The sequence below is a fragment of the Rhizobium sp. TH2 genome (assembly GCF_024707525.1).
GTDB lineage: Bacteria > Pseudomonadota > Alphaproteobacteria > Rhizobiales > Rhizobiaceae > Rhizobium_E.
The window spans coordinates 872,583-886,198 of sequence record NZ_CP062231.1; the positions used below are offsets into that span (position 1 = coordinate 872,583).

The window sequence follows — 13,616 nt, forward strand, 5'->3', positions numbered from 1 at the left end:
CGTTTGCTGGTCATGCGGCTATTCCTTCCGCATCGGGCTTGGAACTGTCGCTGATGACGGCGACTTCCGAACGCAGCACATAACGAGCGTGGTTGCCGGCGAAAGGGCCATCGTGGTTTTCGTGGATGGTCTCAATTACGAGGCCGCGCTTGCGCAACTTCAAGACGTAGCCCGAAATTCTGGGCGCCGGATTTTCCAATGAGGTCAGGCCGCGCGAGCCTACCCTGATCAGTTCTTTAAGCATCCAGGCATCCCGGCCGATCGCCTTCATAGGCTGGCCATCAGGCAGGATGCGGAACACGACTTCCAGGCGTTCGATTTTCTTCATTACCGAACCCTCGCGCCGAGGCCAGCAAGATCGGCGACGAGACGTGCAACGACCGGCTGGAGATGGAACTTGCGGGTGAGGTGCGCTTGAACGTAGCAAGCATTTGCGCTATGACTGGATTGAATATCAAGGGCGACCAAACCACTGATACCATTTCCAGCCCGGCCCTGCGAAAGCGCGGCCGGGTTTCTGGTCTTGATAGACATTTCTTTTCTCCGATGGAAACAGGTTGGCGGGGCGATCAGGCCGCCCGGCTGGTCTTGGCGCGTTCAATGAATGCGACGATGTCGGATTGGGGAAATCGGCTTAAAGTGCCGATCTTGATCGGACGTTTGAGGGTGCCATCCTGCACACGACGCCAAACGGTGGCCACGCTCGCGCAGAGCATCTTGGCAACGTCTTTGTCAGTGAGGAGGGCATCGGGAGCAATGCGAGGTTTTTCAGAAATATTCATCTCAGTTCCTTGCGATTGTTGGCGCAAGGATGAGGGTGCTTGATCCCGCTAGCGGAAACTAGAAATAGACCCCGGATGAAATTGAGAGGGGTCTATGCGCGGATTGCATGAGCCTGTCAGTCGAGTTCGGTGAACCAAGCAGGCATTGCAAAGTCTGCCTCTTCGGGGTGAACGTCGCTCTCGCGTATCTTATCTACTGCACGGCGTATCATGTGGGTGAAAGGGCTTTGCCCTTCTTTTCGCCGACCACCTTTGACCACCAGCCCCTCTGGGTACTCAAGGTTTCTGGCTACGGGTGTGGATCTTCGCTTCGTTGACGGTGTGGTTGCCAAGGGCAAGCTAGTGGCATCTGCCCATGCAAGGTGCAGGAATACATCGAACTGGTTGAACTGGGTGCCTTTGTTGGGCGATCTGCCGGTCAGACACATCCATGCATCTGCCATCACACTGACGAACGCGAACTTTGCGGGGTCACCTGGATTTTGACGGCCATTTCGCAGCGACGATTTTCTGGAGTGCGCTTCGAGCCGGTTGAACAGATCGATTGCGAGGCCGAGAGTACGAAGGTCTGAGCCGGCCAGATCAATCAACGTGGGAAGGCCATTCCCGTCACGCGAACCATCTTTTTTGACCAGCGCTCGCGCAACTCGCCGCCTAGGCTCAGCACTGATGTGCAAGGCTCTGATATTATTTGTAAGGAACAAACCTGACTCTCGTACGAGAACTTCCGTGGGATTGCCCAGAGAGGCGTCCTCTCGCCATATTGTCATGCCGTCTTCCGAAAGCTCCCAAGTTCTGGGGGTGCCGGCGCGAATAAATTCTCTAAGGGCCTTGCCGACCTTTGCTGCGGCCTTTGCCGTTTCGTCTATCTTGTCAGCGCTAAATTTCAGCCTGTCTTCGTGCATTGCCGCCGTCAATGCGTCGTTCATCGCAAAATCTAAAGCCCGTCGAACAAATCTATTTGGCAAATCGTCCGGTGCATCGTTCCATCGAGCATGCAGACCATTTGTGTCCTTTAGGAAGGCAACCGCGCTGAACACGTGAAACTTCCTATTTGGCGCATACATGTCTGTTAGACAGGTGAGATCGAACCCGATCGCTAAAGCTGCCTTCCGTTCGTCGGGATGGAGTGTTGTGTTAGCCATCTGAAACCAGCCGCAACACCTGCCCATTCTGTCCGGTGACGTGCTTAGCCCACTTTTCCATGAGCTTTCGACGTTGGTCGAGGAAATCAGTCCTACGATAAGCCCTGACGACTTTGCCGACGACCGAATGGCCGAGCACAGTCTCGGCGATGTCATGAGGCGTGTCCGTGGTCTCAGCAATCCAGTCCCGCAGACTGGAGCGAAAGCCATGGGGTCTGTATGTCATCTGCCGCCGCTCCATCAGCCTACTCATGGTCGCGTCAGAAATGACGCCTTTGCGGATGCTTGGGAATAGAAAGCCATCTTTCGATAGTGGTCGAGCTTGGTCGATAATCTCCAGTGCCTCGGGCACAAGCGGCACGCGGAACGCCTGGGTCTTTTCCTTTCGGCCTTTCATACTGTCCGCCGGGATAGTCCAGATGTCGCCATCAATCTGCTTTTCTTGGAAATAGCGAAGTGGGCTCGATCGCACGCCGGTCAGGATCAACAATCGCAGTGCGAGGTGCGTCAGCGAGCCGTCAGACAGAGAGGCATAGAACGCGGGCACCTCCTGCCACGGCATAGCGGGGATGTTCTCTGCAACGTGCCGAGACTTGCCCAACAGGGCCTTGGCCTTCTCCGTCGCCTGGATATCAACATCCAAACCCAGCGCGGCAGCGTGGCGCATGCAAATGCTCAGGCGGTTTAGGGCCTTGCGCGCGGTGTCGGATTTGGTGTGCCAGATCGGCGCCAAGACATCCCTGATATCCGTCTGATCTATGTCCGCAACTGGAACCTTCCCGAGCTTTGGAAGAATATGAAGTTCCAGGGGACTGAACCATCGGCCCGCCTTGCCGTCGCCCTTCAGTTCGGCCTTTCGGCTTTCAAACGCATCCTCGGCAATTTCGCGTAACATGTGGAGACGCTTGGCGGCCTCGCGCTTCTGGCGCTGCCGTTCCTTGATAGGATCCACGCCACTGCGGCCAATCGATCGATGACGCTCCGCTGCTTCGCGGGCTTCCTTGAGGGATACATCGGTCATTGACCCAAGGCCCATCTCGCGGCGCCTACCGTGGACAGTCACTCGAAGAACCCATTGGCCGCCCCCGCCTTCGCGCTTGATCAGCCAGAGGCCACCACCATCAGAATGCTTTCCGGGTGGCCTGCTTTTGACTTCCTGTGCCGTGAGCTTGTTTAAAGTTCGGGCTGTCAAATCGATCCCCCCGTCTATCCCCACATTGATTTGCGCTTCGCTGAAGGCAAATGATAAGGGATGACAGCGCCTGACGCAACAGAAAGCCGTGGGTACCAGGATGTTTGATAAGCCATGACTAAAGCTGAAAAGCCTTGACAAATCAATTCAATGCCGGTCCCGGGCACCACTCGCCTCCATGTGAACAGTTGTGTTTGAGCGCTATCTTTGGGAGTTCCTTCGGAACTTCGCCGCGACCGACAACGTTGCTGGTGACCCGCAACATGGAGTCACCACGTGGACAAGAACGAATTCGAAGTTACCCGCCTGCAGGAGCAGATTCAGGATCTCAAGGCCGAACTGGTCGAGATGTCGGCCAATATCTCGTCCGGCGTTGACAAGTTGGAGCGCGCTGCCAAGCCCTCGATCGGGGTCATTCGCGATAATCCCGGTACCGTTTCCACCATCGCGGTTTCCGCCGGCATTATTGGCCTGGCAGTTGGATATCTGATCGGCACGACTGCCAGTGCGAGCGGGTCTCGCTGGCACCTCTGAGATTTTTTCATGAATTGAAGGATGTGAATTTGAACAGAAACGGCCTTTATCTCATCATCGGCGCGCTGCTTGTGGCGGTCGCCGGGTTTGCGACTTACACCTATCAGGAGGAAAAGAAGCCCGACGGCGTCGAGCTCAAGCTCAACGAAAACGGCGTCTCGCTGGAAACCAACTGATTGGGATGGGCGGCGGCGAGGCGTCGGCCGCTCCACCCCCGTCTCCCGAGCGTGCGAATATTCGCGCATCCGCTTGCATTCACGCCTTGGCGGTCCAAGATATGCGGCAGGCATTTGTTTGGGGCGCATGCGCATGGCGATGGTTGAGAATACAGTTCCCATTAATCTGGACGAACACGACGGCACCTGGCCCGCGAAACGCCGGAAGGTGCTCGACTGGCTCGTCCACGATACGCGCGACCAGCGCTTCGTCGACAATATACTGGTCGAAATGAGCGAGCGGCTGGTTGCAGCCGGTGTGCCGGTCGCGCGGGCTTCCCTGCATTTCCAGACCAACCATCCGCAATGGCGCGGCGCGAGACTCCTATGGCGCACGGGGCTCGAAGAGGCGGAAATCGACCTCTATGGATACGAGGTCGAGAATACACAGGTTTTTCTCAGGAGCCCGCTCAAGGTAATCCACGATGGCGCCGGGGAATTGCGCAAAAACCTCGAGGAGCCGGTCGCCGATCCCGCGTCGGAAGCCTCGCTTTATACCGATCTGCGCGAGGAGGGCCTGACTGAATATGTGGCATGGCCGCTCGATCATACGCTTGGGAAGCGGCATGTCGTGACATTCTCCACGGCGCGCCCCGGCGGGTTTGCGGAGCAGCATCTGGAGTTTCTCAAGGATCTCATTCCGGTGCTGGCGCTTGTCACGGAAATCCGTGTGAAGAATGTCATGGCACGCACCTTGCTCCGCACCTATGTCGGGCCTCATGCCAGCGAGGAGATCCTGGCCGGCGCGACCACGCGGGGCAGCGGTGCGACGATGAGTGCCGCAGTCATGATCTGCGATCTTCGCGACTTCACGGAACTGTCCTCGCTCTGGCCGCGCGATTATGTGATCGACCTGCTCAATGCCTATTTCGACGCCCTTTCCGGGCCGATCGAGGAACATGGCGGCGAGATCCTCAAATTCATGGGCGACGGCCTGCTCGCCGTGTTCCCGCTCTCGGTTCCCACCGCCTGCGCCGATCTCCTGAGCGCGATCAGGAAGGGCAGGGCCGCCATGGCCGAACTGAACGTGAAGAGCGCCGGGGACGGCCATCCGCAGCTTGGCTACGGCGTCGGCGTCCATATCGGGGACGTCATGTATGGCAATATCGGCTCGAAGACGCGTCTCGATTTCACCGTGATCGGCCCGGCCGTGAACATCGCATCGCGGCTCGAAACGCTCACCAAGGAGGTGAAGCGACCCGTCCTGCTGTCGAAGACCTTCGTCGAGACTGCTGGATGCCAGGCGGAGGCCGACGCGCTCGGCCTATTCTCCCTCAAGGGCATCGAGGAGCAGATCGACGTCTTCGCGCTGAAGTTTGATTGAGAGTGATCAGAGAAGGATGCCGCGCAGCACGGTCTCGGCGATGGTCTTGGCGGCATTGTCGTAATCCTCGGCCTTAAGCCGGCTCTTGCCGAGTGCGTCGCAGGCGAGCGGCTCGAAATCGGCATAGAACTGCGTCGCCGACCACAGCATGATCAAAAGATGCCGCACATCGACGGGAGCCATCTTGCCCGCGGCGATCCAGCCTTCGATGACGGCGACACGTTCGGTCGTCACCTCCTGCATGTGCAGCCGGTCCTTCTTCTTGAGGAACCGGGCGCCCTGGATGATCTCGTTGGCGAAGAGACGGGATTCGGTGATGTTCTTGCGGGTATATTCGAGCTTGGAACGTATATAAGCTTCGAATGCCTCGGCAGGTTCGCGCTCGGGTGAAAGCTGTTTCAGCGCATCGTCCCAGCCCCGGATCAGGTGAGCGATGACTGCGGTGTAGATCTCCTCCTTCGAGGAGAAATAGTAATAGACATTGGCCTTGGGCAGGCCCGATCGCTCGGCGATCTCCGCAATCCGCGTGCCGTCGAAACCTTTCCTCGAAAAAATCTCGATCGCCGCCTTCAGGATAAGGCGGATATTGCGTTCACGGATGCGCTCCTCTTGATCCTTCACCTTGCGTGGCATGTCCCATTCAACTCCCAACATCCCGTCAATAGCTGTATCCGTCGAAAATTGCACGCGCGGATTTAGGTGCGGATGCAGCACTGTACGCGGCATCCGGGCAAAAACAATAACCTGACGATTCGGTCCACTTTTTTTGACGATCCGGTCATTTTTTCTATTTTCAGAAGTTGACACTTTGGTCAGCTTTTGGCAACTTTATTTTCAGAAGCGACCGAGGGGATGGCATGATGCCAATTCAGTTGAGACAAGCGATGAGCGCTGTATTGGAAGGCTGGCACGCCGACCTTCCCCAGGCGTGGCGCAACTGTCTCGGCCATGTCGAGCTTGGCTTCGATGCGATGGAGCCGGCGCTGGACATGGAAATCTGGGAGCCTATCTTCCCGGTTCGAAAGGGCCGGCATTTTCCCGGCCAGCCGCCCGGCGCGCATATGCTGCGGGCATTCGACGGCATCGAGCCGCATGAAGTGCGCTGCGTGATCCTCGGGCAGGACCCCTATCCGGAACCGGGCTTTGCCACCGGCCGCGCCTTCGAGGCCGGCAATGTCGCCGACTGGCGCGAACTGGACAAAATGTTCTCCAAAAGCATCCGCGCCTATATGCAGCTCATCCTCGCCGCGCGGACCGGGCAACCTGATTATGCCGAAAGCTTCGATCGCTGGCCAGATGTGCGCGAAATGATCACGGCCCCGGAAACGGCGTTCGAGTCTCCTTCGGCGATCGCCGATCGATGGGTGGGACAAGGCGTGCTACTTCTCAACGCGTCGCTGACATTGACGCGCTTCCAGGTGTCGATCGATCCACACCAGTCACAGGGACATCTCCCCCTCTGGCGGCCGCTGATGATCGCCACAATCGAGGCGCTCGCCGCGCGCGGCCAGCCTCTCGTCGTTCTGGGATTCGGCGATGCGGCTGCGGAGGTCATCAAGGCCGCCGGCATAAGGGACGGGCAGGCGGGGAGGCTGGCCTGCGTGCTGCGCGATCATCCCGCGCGTGCCGAGGCCGTGCTCGCCATGCCAAACCCATTCGTGCTCTGCAACAACCATCTCGCGGCCATGGGCGCCGCGCCGATCGGGTGGTGACCATGGCGCGCAAGAGCTACGATTTCATCATCATCGGCGCGGGCTCGGCGGGCTGCGTGCTTGCCAATCGACTGTCCGCGGACCCATCCCACAAGGTCCTGCTGCTGGAGGCCGGCGGACGCGATCGCAATCCGCTCTTCCGGCTGCCGATGCTGATGGGCAAGCTCTTTCATTCCGGGCTCTACAACTGGCATTACCATACCGAGCCGGAGCCCTATCTCAACGGCCGCAAGCTCTACTGGCCGCGTGGCAAGGTGCTGGGCGGAACCTCCACGATCAACGGCATGATCTATGTGCGCGGCAACCGGCATGACTACGATCGCTGGGCGCAGTTCGGCCTGCCGGGCTGGTCCTATGACGAGGTGCTGCCTGCCTTCCGCCGCTCCGAGGGCCATATCGAACGCAACAGCGCCTTTCATAATCGCGATGGCGAGCTGACGGTCTGCCGGGCGCGGGGCTGGAATCCGTTGATGGATGTCTTCGCCCAGGCAGGTGCAGAAGCCGGGTACCCCCTGAACGACGATTTCAACGGCGCCGACCAGGAAGGCTTCGGCCGTTTCGATTTCACCATCAAGAACGGCAAGCGCTGGTCGACCTCCTTCGCGTTCCTCAGGCCGGTGCTCGCTCGTCCCAACCTCACCGTGCTGACCGGTGCGGAAACCAGCCGCATCATCATCGAGGGCGGCAGGGCCGTCGGCGTCGAGTATGTCAGGGAAAGCACGGTCGAGAAGGCTTATGCCGACCGCGACATCGTGCTCTCCGCCGGCACGATCAATTCGCCGAAGGCGCTGCTGCTCTCCGGCATCGGGCCCGGCGCGGAGATCGCGTCCGCCGGCGTCAAGCCGATCCACGAACTGCCGGGCGTCGGCAAGAACCTGCAGGACCATGTCGATTGCGTCATGTCATGGGAATGCCGCGAACCGGTCACGCTTTACTCCGATCTCCGCGCCGACAAGCTGACGGTCTCGATGATCCAGGGCCTGCTCTTCGGCAAGGGCATCACCACGACATTTCCCTATGAAGCCGGCGCCTTCATCCGTTCGAACGACGAGCTTGTGGCGCCCGATATCCAGCTCCATTTCATGCCGGCGCTCGAGAAGACCGCCAACCTGCATTTCCCCAATCCGTTCAAGAAGAGCACGGTCGAGGCCAATCACGGCTTCACGCTGCGCGTCGGCCCAGTCAATCCAGAGAGCCGTGGCGAGATCACGCTGCGATCCGCCGACCCCGCAACCGCGCCGAAAATCCAGGCCAATTACCTCAAGACGGATTTCGATATCAGGACGATGATCTCGGGCATCCGTCTGACCCGCGAGATCATCGCTCAGAAGGCGTTCGACAAATATCGCGGCAAGGAACTGGCGCCGGGGCCAGCCATGCTCAATGACGATGACCTGACCGCCTGGCTGCGCGCCACCGCCATGACGACCTTCCATCCTGTCGGCACCTGCAAGATGGGTAACGACCCCCAAGCGGTGGTCGATGCACGGCTCAAGGTGCACGGCATCGATGGACTGCGTGTTGCGGATGCCTCCATCATGCCGATCATCTCCAGCGGCAATACCAATGCCCCCTCCATCATGATCGGCGAGAAATGCGCCGATTTCATCCTGAATTCCTGAGGAAACGCCGATGATACTCGAACACAGGACCTACACGTTCAAGCCCGGCACGGTGGACCTCTGGATGCGGAAATACGAGGCCGAGGGCCTGCCCGTACAGAAGAAGCACCTGAACAAGTTCGTTGGCCTCTATGTCTCCGAACTCGGCCACCTGCATACCACCGTCCTGATGTGGGCCTATGACAGCCTGGCCGATCGCGAGCAGCGGCGGGCCGCCATGTATGCCGATCCGGACTGGAAGAAGTTCATCTCGGAGGTCTGGGCGCTCAACGCCATCGAGAAACAGGATGTGATGATCATGAATCCGGCGCCGTGCTCGCCCGGCGTCTGAAGAAGGCCTGCGGAATCTAGGAAACTACGCATGCGGCAGCCCTGGGGATGCCGACCAGCATAAAGCCAAAACCAAAGAAAAAGGGAACAGACAATGACACAAGACAAGACAGCATCATTCAATCGCCGCGACTTCCTGCAGATCAGCGCCGGCGCCGCAGCACTCGGCCTCACCGCCAGCTTGATGCCCGCCATTGCGCGTGCCGCGGGCGGGCTCGTGGCACTCGTCCACACCCAGGCCGCCGGCGACAATGGCCCGGTCGATTCCATGATCGCCAAGCTCAAGCAGCTTTCGGAGGAAAAGGGCTTCGAATACCGCGCCGTCTACGCGCAGGATCCGGCCACCTACGAGACCGTGTTCCGTACTCTCGGCGATGCCGGTGCGGCAGTCATCGTCTCGACCTTCAACGAGGTCGCCGAGCCGTTCAAGGCACTCGCATCCTCCTATCCCGATACCAAGTGGATCCAGCTCTTCGGAGACCCCTTCGAGCCGGCCATCCCGAATGTGGTTACGGTTTCCTATGACTATTATCTCGGCTGCTACCTCTCCGGCATGTTCGCGGCCAAGGTCTCGAAATCCGGCAAGATCGGCTATATCGGCGGCATCTCCATCCCGCCGCTCAATGCGGATTTCAACGCGCTGAAGGCCGGCGCGCTGTCGGTCAACCCGAACGCCACCGTGACGGCCGCCTTCGCGGGCTCCTTCCAGGACCCGGCCAAGGGCCAGGAAATCGCCACCCAGATGTACAATGATGGCATCGACTACATCCAGACCGACTCGGCCGCGACCGATGGTGGCATCATTGCCGCCGCCAACGAGAAGGAAGGCCGGATGGTCAGCGGCATCTCGCCGGCGCAATATGCGCTCGGCCCGAAATCCGTCATCGCGCTGGTGGCGCTGGACTTCGGCCAGTCGCTCTATAACGAAGTCTCCAAGGCGCTCGGATCAGAGTGGAAGGGCGGCACGCATGAGCCGACCGGACTTGGCACTGGCGTCATCGATTTCGTGGCGTCGCCAGTCTTCGCCGAACAGGGTCCGGCCGACCTGACCGGCAAGACCAAGGACGTGTGGGCCGATATCGAAACGGCGAAGAAGGGCATCCTTGACGGTTCGATCAAGGTTCCCTTCAATACCGCGCTGTAATTCGAACCGCTCCCCTCCTTCTGTTCAGGGAGGGGATCACGGGCAGGTTCGCGGGCGCGGCAATTAGCCCTGTCTGCGGCCGCGAACCGCTCCATCACCTTCTTTCATGGGATTCCCAGCGCATGCCGGAAACCAGCCCATCCGCATTGACCTGCCGCGACGTGACGGTGACCTATGGCAGCGTCGTGGCGCTGTCCGATGTCTCCGTGTCTTTCGCGCCGGGGCTGATCCACGCCGTGGTCGGCCAGAATGGCGCGGGCAAGACCACGTTTGCACGGGTCGCCTCCGGCCTCGTTCGCCCGGCGCAAGGCGCGGTCGATATCAACGGCCGCGAGATCCGTACGGGCCATGTCAACGACAGCCGCGCGGCGGGCGTCGAGCTCGTCCACCAGAGTTTCGCGCTGCCGCCATCCTTCACTGTCGCCGAGGCGATGGAGTTCGGGTCGAATGGTCCCGGCGCACTTTATTCCCGCCGCTCGCTGCTCAAGCGCTGGGCACCGCATCTCAAGAGCCTGGACGTCCAGGTTGATCTCTCGCGCCGTATCCGCGACTTGCCCGTCGAAACCCAGCAGGGTATCGAGATCGCCCGGGCGCTGGTCACCGATGCAAAAGTGCTGATCCTCGACGAGCCGACTGCGGTGCTCTCGCCTGCCGGCATCGAGATGCTGTTCGCCCGTGTCCGCAAGCTCAAGGAGCGCGGCGTCACGGTCATCCTCATTCTCCACAAGATCCGCGAAGTGCTGGCAATCGCCGATACCGTGACGGTGCTCCGTGGCGGCAAACTCATCGACGGGCCGGTGGCCTGCGCGACAATCGATGCCGAGCGGCTCGCGGCATTGATCGTCGGTGAGGCGGCACGAAACCTCGATGCCGATGACAGGCTGGCGCTGGTCGGCGCGCGATCCGACGCTGGCGCGCTCGGCCATGATCCCGCCACACCAAAGGGCAACCCCGTCCTCGAACTCGCCGGCGTATCGACTCGGCCGGACAGCGAAGGCGCGGCTCTCGACGATATAGATCTCATCATCCGGCCCGGCGAAATTCTCGGCATCGCCGGCGTCGAAGGCAACGGCCAGAAGACCCTCGTCCGCGCCATCGCCAGTCTCGCCGATCTTGGCGCCGGCCGCATCAGCCTAGCGGGACATGATGTCGGCGGCGCATCTCTGTCGGCCCGGCGCGGGCTGGGTCTTCGGATCATCCCCTTCGAGCGCAACACCGAGGGCCTGAGCCTGACAAGCTCGCTCTGGGAAAACTGGAGCGCCCGCACGCTCCTCCAAGGGCCACTCCTGAAGCTCATCCGTCCCGGCGCCATTCGGGCGCTCTGTGACGGGGCGCTCAAATCCTGGAGCGTGCATTACCATTCCTCCGACCAGAAGGCTGGCTCGCTCTCCGGCGGCAATGCGCAGAAGGTCATCCTCGCACGCGAGGTCGATTCCGACGCCAAGGTGATCATCGCCGCCCAGCCGACCCGCGGTCTCGATATCGGCGCCACCGCCTTCGTCTGGCAATCGCTGCGCGCCGCCCGTGATCGCGGCTGCGCAATCCTGCTGATATCCTCCGATCTCGACGAGCTTTTCGATATCAGCGATCGCGTCGTCGTCATGCTGTCTGGCCGGATCGCCGGAGAATTCGCCGCACCCTATGACATCCAGTCGGTGGGCGCCGCCATGACGGGGGTCCGCCAATGACCGCGCGGCTGCTATCCATCGTCCGAAGCCTGGTATTTGTCGCTCTGGCGCTCGCCCTCTGCGCCGTGGTGTTCCAGATCGCGGGCTACGATTCCTACCTGATGCTGACCTCGGTCGCCGACGGTGCCTTCCTGCGACCGGGTGCCTGGTCGCAAAGTCTGCGCTGGGCGCTGCCGCTCTTCATCACCGCCGTCGGCGTCGGCATTTCCTTCCGCGCCGGCTTCTTCAACATCGGCGCCCAGGGCCAGTTCTATGTCGGAGCGATCTTCGCCGCCTTCGCCGCGGAATGGCTGAAGGGCGCGCCTGCAGCCATCGTCATCCCGGTCTGCTTCATCGCGGGCATGACCGGCGGCGCACTTTGGGCGCTATGGCCCGGCCTGCTCAAGTTGCGTTCCGGCACCGATGAGGTGATCACTACGCTGATGGGCAATTTCCTCGCCTCGCTGCTGCTGATCTATGTCACATCGGGCCCGCTCAAGGACCCGTCGGGCTCGGGGCAGCAGGCCTCCAGCCGACCGCTCGACGCTGCATACCGCATTTCGAATTCGCTCGGCCTGTCGCCCACGATCATCGGCATCGCCATAGTGGTCGGCGTCGTCATGTGGCTGCTCGTCAACCGCACTGCCTTCGGCGTCCTTGCGAGCCTCGCCGGACGCAACGGCACCATGGTGCAATGGCAGGGCGCCAAGCTCTGGCAACTCGGGCTTTCGAGCTTCATCATCTCAGGCGCGCTGGCGGGTCTGGCCGGAACGATCGAACTGATGGGTCCCAATGGCCGCATCGCCAGCGGCTTTCTGCCAACCCATGGCTTCACAGCGATTCTGATCGCGCTGGTGGCCAACCTCTCCGTGGTCGGCACCGCCGTCGTGGCGATCTTCTTCGGCGGGCTTGCTTCAGCCGCCCTCTACCTGCCGATCATGGCCGGCCTGCCGGCGGCGGCAATCGATATCATCAACGCCGCGATTGCGCTCTTCATCACCGCGCGTTCGAAATTCGTCGACCGGATACTCGGCATCGGAGGGCGTTCGCCATGAACGATATCATCATCGCCATCCTGCGCTCCGGCACGCCGCTCATCTATGTCACGCTCGCGGGCGTGATCGCGCAGCGGGCCGGCGTCTGGAACCTCGGCCTCGAAGGGATCATGATCATCGGCGCCTGCGCGACGATCCTCGGCATCATGCTCACGGGTTCATTCGCGGTCGCAATCCTGATCGCTATCTTGTTCTGCGTGCTCGCCTCGGTGCTGCTGTGGTTCGTGATCGAGAAGCTCAAGGCCAATCCGATCATTGCCGGGCTCGGATTGACCGGGCTCGGCATCGGCGGCACGGCACTTGCCGTCCAGTCGATCTATGGCAGCCAGGCCTCTGTCAATGCGCCTTTCGGCGTGCCGAAGCTGGGGCCGATGTTCGGCGCCTATGGCGTACTGTCGATCTTCGTGCTGCTGATGCCCTTCGTCGTCTTCGGCATGTGGGTGCTTCTGCGCCGCACCCGGTTCGGCCTCCAGCTCGCGGCCTGCGGCGAGCACCCCTTCGCGGCCCGCAGCATCGGCGCCAATCCGTCACGCATGCGGTTGGTGGCGCTTGCCCTCGGCGGTGTGCTCTGCGCGATCGGCGGGGCCGAGCTTGCCGGCGGCAGCCTGCAATTCTTCGCCCAGGGTATGACCTCCGGCCGCGGCTTCATGGCCTTCGCCGCCGTGATCTTCGGTGCAGCCCATCCCATTGGCGCTACGCTTGCCGCACTCTTCTTCGCGGTGGTCGGCGCGCTCGGTATCCGCGCCCAGCTCACTTTCGGCGGCAAGGTGCCGCACGATCTCCTGCAATCTCTTCCCTACCTCGCGACGATCTTCGGCGTCTGGCTGAGCGGCAAGCTGCGCGGCGGCGCCAAGGCTGCGGCGGGCTTTGCCGAACTGCGCGATCAATGACGGA

At 61.0% G+C, this 13,616-nt stretch carries 16 protein-coding genes; 10 read left to right on the forward strand and 6 right to left on the reverse strand.

Annotated elements, in window-relative coordinates; genetic code table 11:
• Positions 1-10: 10 nt before the first annotated feature.
• The 5 genes from IHQ71_RS04430 to IHQ71_RS04450 all read right to left on the reverse strand — a co-directional run bounded on the left by IHQ71_RS04430 (position 11) and on the right by IHQ71_RS04450 (position 3,119).
• Positions 11-328 (reverse strand): hypothetical protein, encoded by a 318-nt coding sequence (locus tag IHQ71_RS04430; protein WP_258160751.1) that lies wholly within the window; start codon positions 326-328, stop codon positions 11-13.
• A complete protein-coding gene (locus tag IHQ71_RS04435; protein ID WP_258160752.1) occupies positions 328-534 on the reverse strand; it encodes a hypothetical protein in 207 nt (68 codons plus the stop codon). Before IHQ71_RS04435 ends, IHQ71_RS04430 begins: the two co-directional genes overlap by 1 nt.
• Positions 535-569: 35 nt before the next feature.
• A complete protein-coding gene (locus tag IHQ71_RS04440) occupies positions 570-782 on the reverse strand; it encodes an AlpA family transcriptional regulator (RefSeq protein WP_258160753.1) in 213 nt (70 codons plus the stop codon).
• Positions 783-898: 116 nt separating this feature from the next.
• The gene (locus tag IHQ71_RS04445) at positions 899-1,927 is read right to left on the reverse strand and encodes a hypothetical protein (RefSeq protein ID WP_258160754.1); all 1,029 of its coding nucleotides are present in this window, start codon (positions 1,925-1,927) and stop codon (positions 899-901) included.
• On the reverse strand, positions 1,920-3,119 hold the full coding sequence (locus IHQ71_RS04450) for a site-specific integrase (protein WP_258160755.1): 1,200 nt from the start codon (positions 3,117-3,119) through the stop codon (positions 1,920-1,922). Before IHQ71_RS04450 ends, IHQ71_RS04445 begins: the two co-directional genes overlap by 8 nt.
• Positions 3,120-3,395: 276 nt before the next feature.
• On the opposite strand from IHQ71_RS04450, the gene IHQ71_RS04455 reads away from it, so the two are divergent.
• The 3 genes from IHQ71_RS04455 to IHQ71_RS04465 all read left to right on the forward strand — a co-directional run bounded on the left by IHQ71_RS04455 (position 3,396) and on the right by IHQ71_RS04465 (position 5,192).
• Entirely contained in the window at positions 3,396-3,653 is a 258-nt protein-coding gene (locus IHQ71_RS04455; RefSeq protein ID WP_258160756.1) for a hypothetical protein, read from the forward strand.
• Between the two features lie 29 nt (positions 3,654-3,682).
• Positions 3,683-3,829: a hypothetical protein gene (locus tag IHQ71_RS04460; RefSeq protein ID WP_258160757.1), complete on the forward strand. Its 147-nt coding sequence runs from the start codon at positions 3,683-3,685 to the stop codon at positions 3,827-3,829.
• 133 nt (positions 3,830-3,962) lie between these two features.
• Positions 3,963-5,192: an adenylate/guanylate cyclase domain-containing protein gene (locus IHQ71_RS04465; protein WP_258160758.1), complete on the forward strand. Its 1,230-nt coding sequence runs from the start codon at positions 3,963-3,965 to the stop codon at positions 5,190-5,192.
• A gap of 6 nt (positions 5,193-5,198) precedes the next feature.
• Here the strand turns inward: IHQ71_RS04465 and IHQ71_RS04470 are convergent, their stop codons facing one another.
• Positions 5,199-5,825: a TetR family transcriptional regulator C-terminal domain-containing protein gene (locus tag IHQ71_RS04470; protein WP_258160759.1), complete on the reverse strand. Its 627-nt coding sequence runs from the start codon at positions 5,823-5,825 to the stop codon at positions 5,199-5,201.
• Positions 5,826-6,076: 251 nt separating this feature from the next.
• Between IHQ71_RS04470 and IHQ71_RS04475 the strand changes: the two genes are divergently transcribed.
• The 7 genes from IHQ71_RS04475 (at position 6,077) to IHQ71_RS04505 (ending at position 13,612) form a co-directional block, all read left to right on the forward strand.
• Positions 6,077-6,904, forward strand: coding sequence for a uracil-DNA glycosylase (locus IHQ71_RS04475; protein WP_258160760.1), 828 nt, complete (start codon positions 6,077-6,079; stop codon positions 6,902-6,904).
• A gap of 2 nt (positions 6,905-6,906) precedes the next feature.
• Positions 6,907-8,526: a GMC family oxidoreductase gene (locus IHQ71_RS04480; RefSeq protein WP_258160761.1), complete on the forward strand. Its 1,620-nt coding sequence runs from the start codon at positions 6,907-6,909 to the stop codon at positions 8,524-8,526.
• A 10-nt stretch (positions 8,527-8,536) separates the two neighbouring features.
• Positions 8,537-8,857 (forward strand): NIPSNAP family protein, encoded by a 321-nt coding sequence (locus tag IHQ71_RS04485; protein WP_258160762.1) that lies wholly within the window; start codon positions 8,537-8,539, stop codon positions 8,855-8,857.
• A 93-nt stretch (positions 8,858-8,950) separates the two neighbouring features.
• On the forward strand, positions 8,951-10,000 hold the full coding sequence (locus IHQ71_RS04490; RefSeq protein WP_258160763.1) for a BMP family ABC transporter substrate-binding protein: 1,050 nt from the start codon (positions 8,951-8,953) through the stop codon (positions 9,998-10,000).
• Positions 10,001-10,122: 122 nt separating this feature from the next.
• A complete protein-coding gene (locus IHQ71_RS04495) occupies positions 10,123-11,688 on the forward strand; it encodes an ABC transporter ATP-binding protein (RefSeq protein ID WP_258160764.1) in 1,566 nt (521 codons plus the stop codon).
• Positions 11,685-12,722, forward strand: a complete 1,038-nt coding sequence (locus IHQ71_RS04500) for an ABC transporter permease (protein WP_258160765.1) — start codon at positions 11,685-11,687, stop codon at positions 12,720-12,722. The genes IHQ71_RS04495 and IHQ71_RS04500 overlap by 4 nt, the downstream gene beginning before the upstream one ends.
• Entirely contained in the window at positions 12,719-13,612 is an 894-nt protein-coding gene (locus tag IHQ71_RS04505) for an ABC transporter permease (protein WP_258160766.1), read from the forward strand. The genes IHQ71_RS04500 and IHQ71_RS04505 overlap by 4 nt, the downstream gene beginning before the upstream one ends.
• Positions 13,613-13,616 lie beyond the last annotated feature (4 nt).

What these genes read in the sequence shown, in the direction of transcription:
- IHQ71_RS04440 (WP_258160753.1), bottom strand. Translation starts at nt 782, where the DNA reads ATGAATATTTCTGAAAAACCTCGCATTGCTCCCGATGCCCTCCTCACT.
- IHQ71_RS04435 (WP_258160752.1), bottom strand. Translation starts at nt 534, where the DNA reads ATGTCTATCAAGACCAGAAACCCGGCCGCGCTTTCGCAGGGCCGGGCT.
- IHQ71_RS04465 (WP_258160758.1), top strand. Translation starts at nt 3,963, where the DNA reads ATGGCGATGGTTGAGAATACAGTTCCCATTAATCTGGACGAACACGAC.
- IHQ71_RS04490 (WP_258160763.1), top strand. Translation starts at nt 8,951, where the DNA reads ATGACACAAGACAAGACAGCATCATTCAATCGCCGCGACTTCCTGCAG.
- IHQ71_RS04470 (WP_258160759.1), bottom strand. Translation starts at nt 5,825, where the DNA reads ATGCCACGCAAGGTGAAGGATCAAGAGGAGCGCATCCGTGAACGCAAT.
- IHQ71_RS04485 (WP_258160762.1), top strand. Translation starts at nt 8,537, where the DNA reads ATGATACTCGAACACAGGACCTACACGTTCAAGCCCGGCACGGTGGAC.
- IHQ71_RS04500 (WP_258160765.1), top strand. Translation starts at nt 11,685, where the DNA reads ATGACCGCGCGGCTGCTATCCATCGTCCGAAGCCTGGTATTTGTCGCT.
- IHQ71_RS04495 (WP_258160764.1), top strand. Translation starts at nt 10,123, where the DNA reads ATGCCGGAAACCAGCCCATCCGCATTGACCTGCCGCGACGTGACGGTG.
- IHQ71_RS04475 (WP_258160760.1), top strand. Translation starts at nt 6,077, where the DNA reads ATGAGCGCTGTATTGGAAGGCTGGCACGCCGACCTTCCCCAGGCGTGG.
- IHQ71_RS04480 (WP_258160761.1), top strand. Translation starts at nt 6,907, where the DNA reads ATGGCGCGCAAGAGCTACGATTTCATCATCATCGGCGCGGGCTCGGCG.
- IHQ71_RS04445 (WP_258160754.1), bottom strand. Translation starts at nt 1,927, where the DNA reads ATGGCTAACACAACACTCCATCCCGACGAACGGAAGGCAGCTTTAGCG.
- IHQ71_RS04505 (WP_258160766.1), top strand. Translation starts at nt 12,719, where the DNA reads ATGAACGATATCATCATCGCCATCCTGCGCTCCGGCACGCCGCTCATC.
- IHQ71_RS04430 (WP_258160751.1), bottom strand. Translation starts at nt 328, where the DNA reads ATGAAGAAAATCGAACGCCTGGAAGTCGTGTTCCGCATCCTGCCTGAT.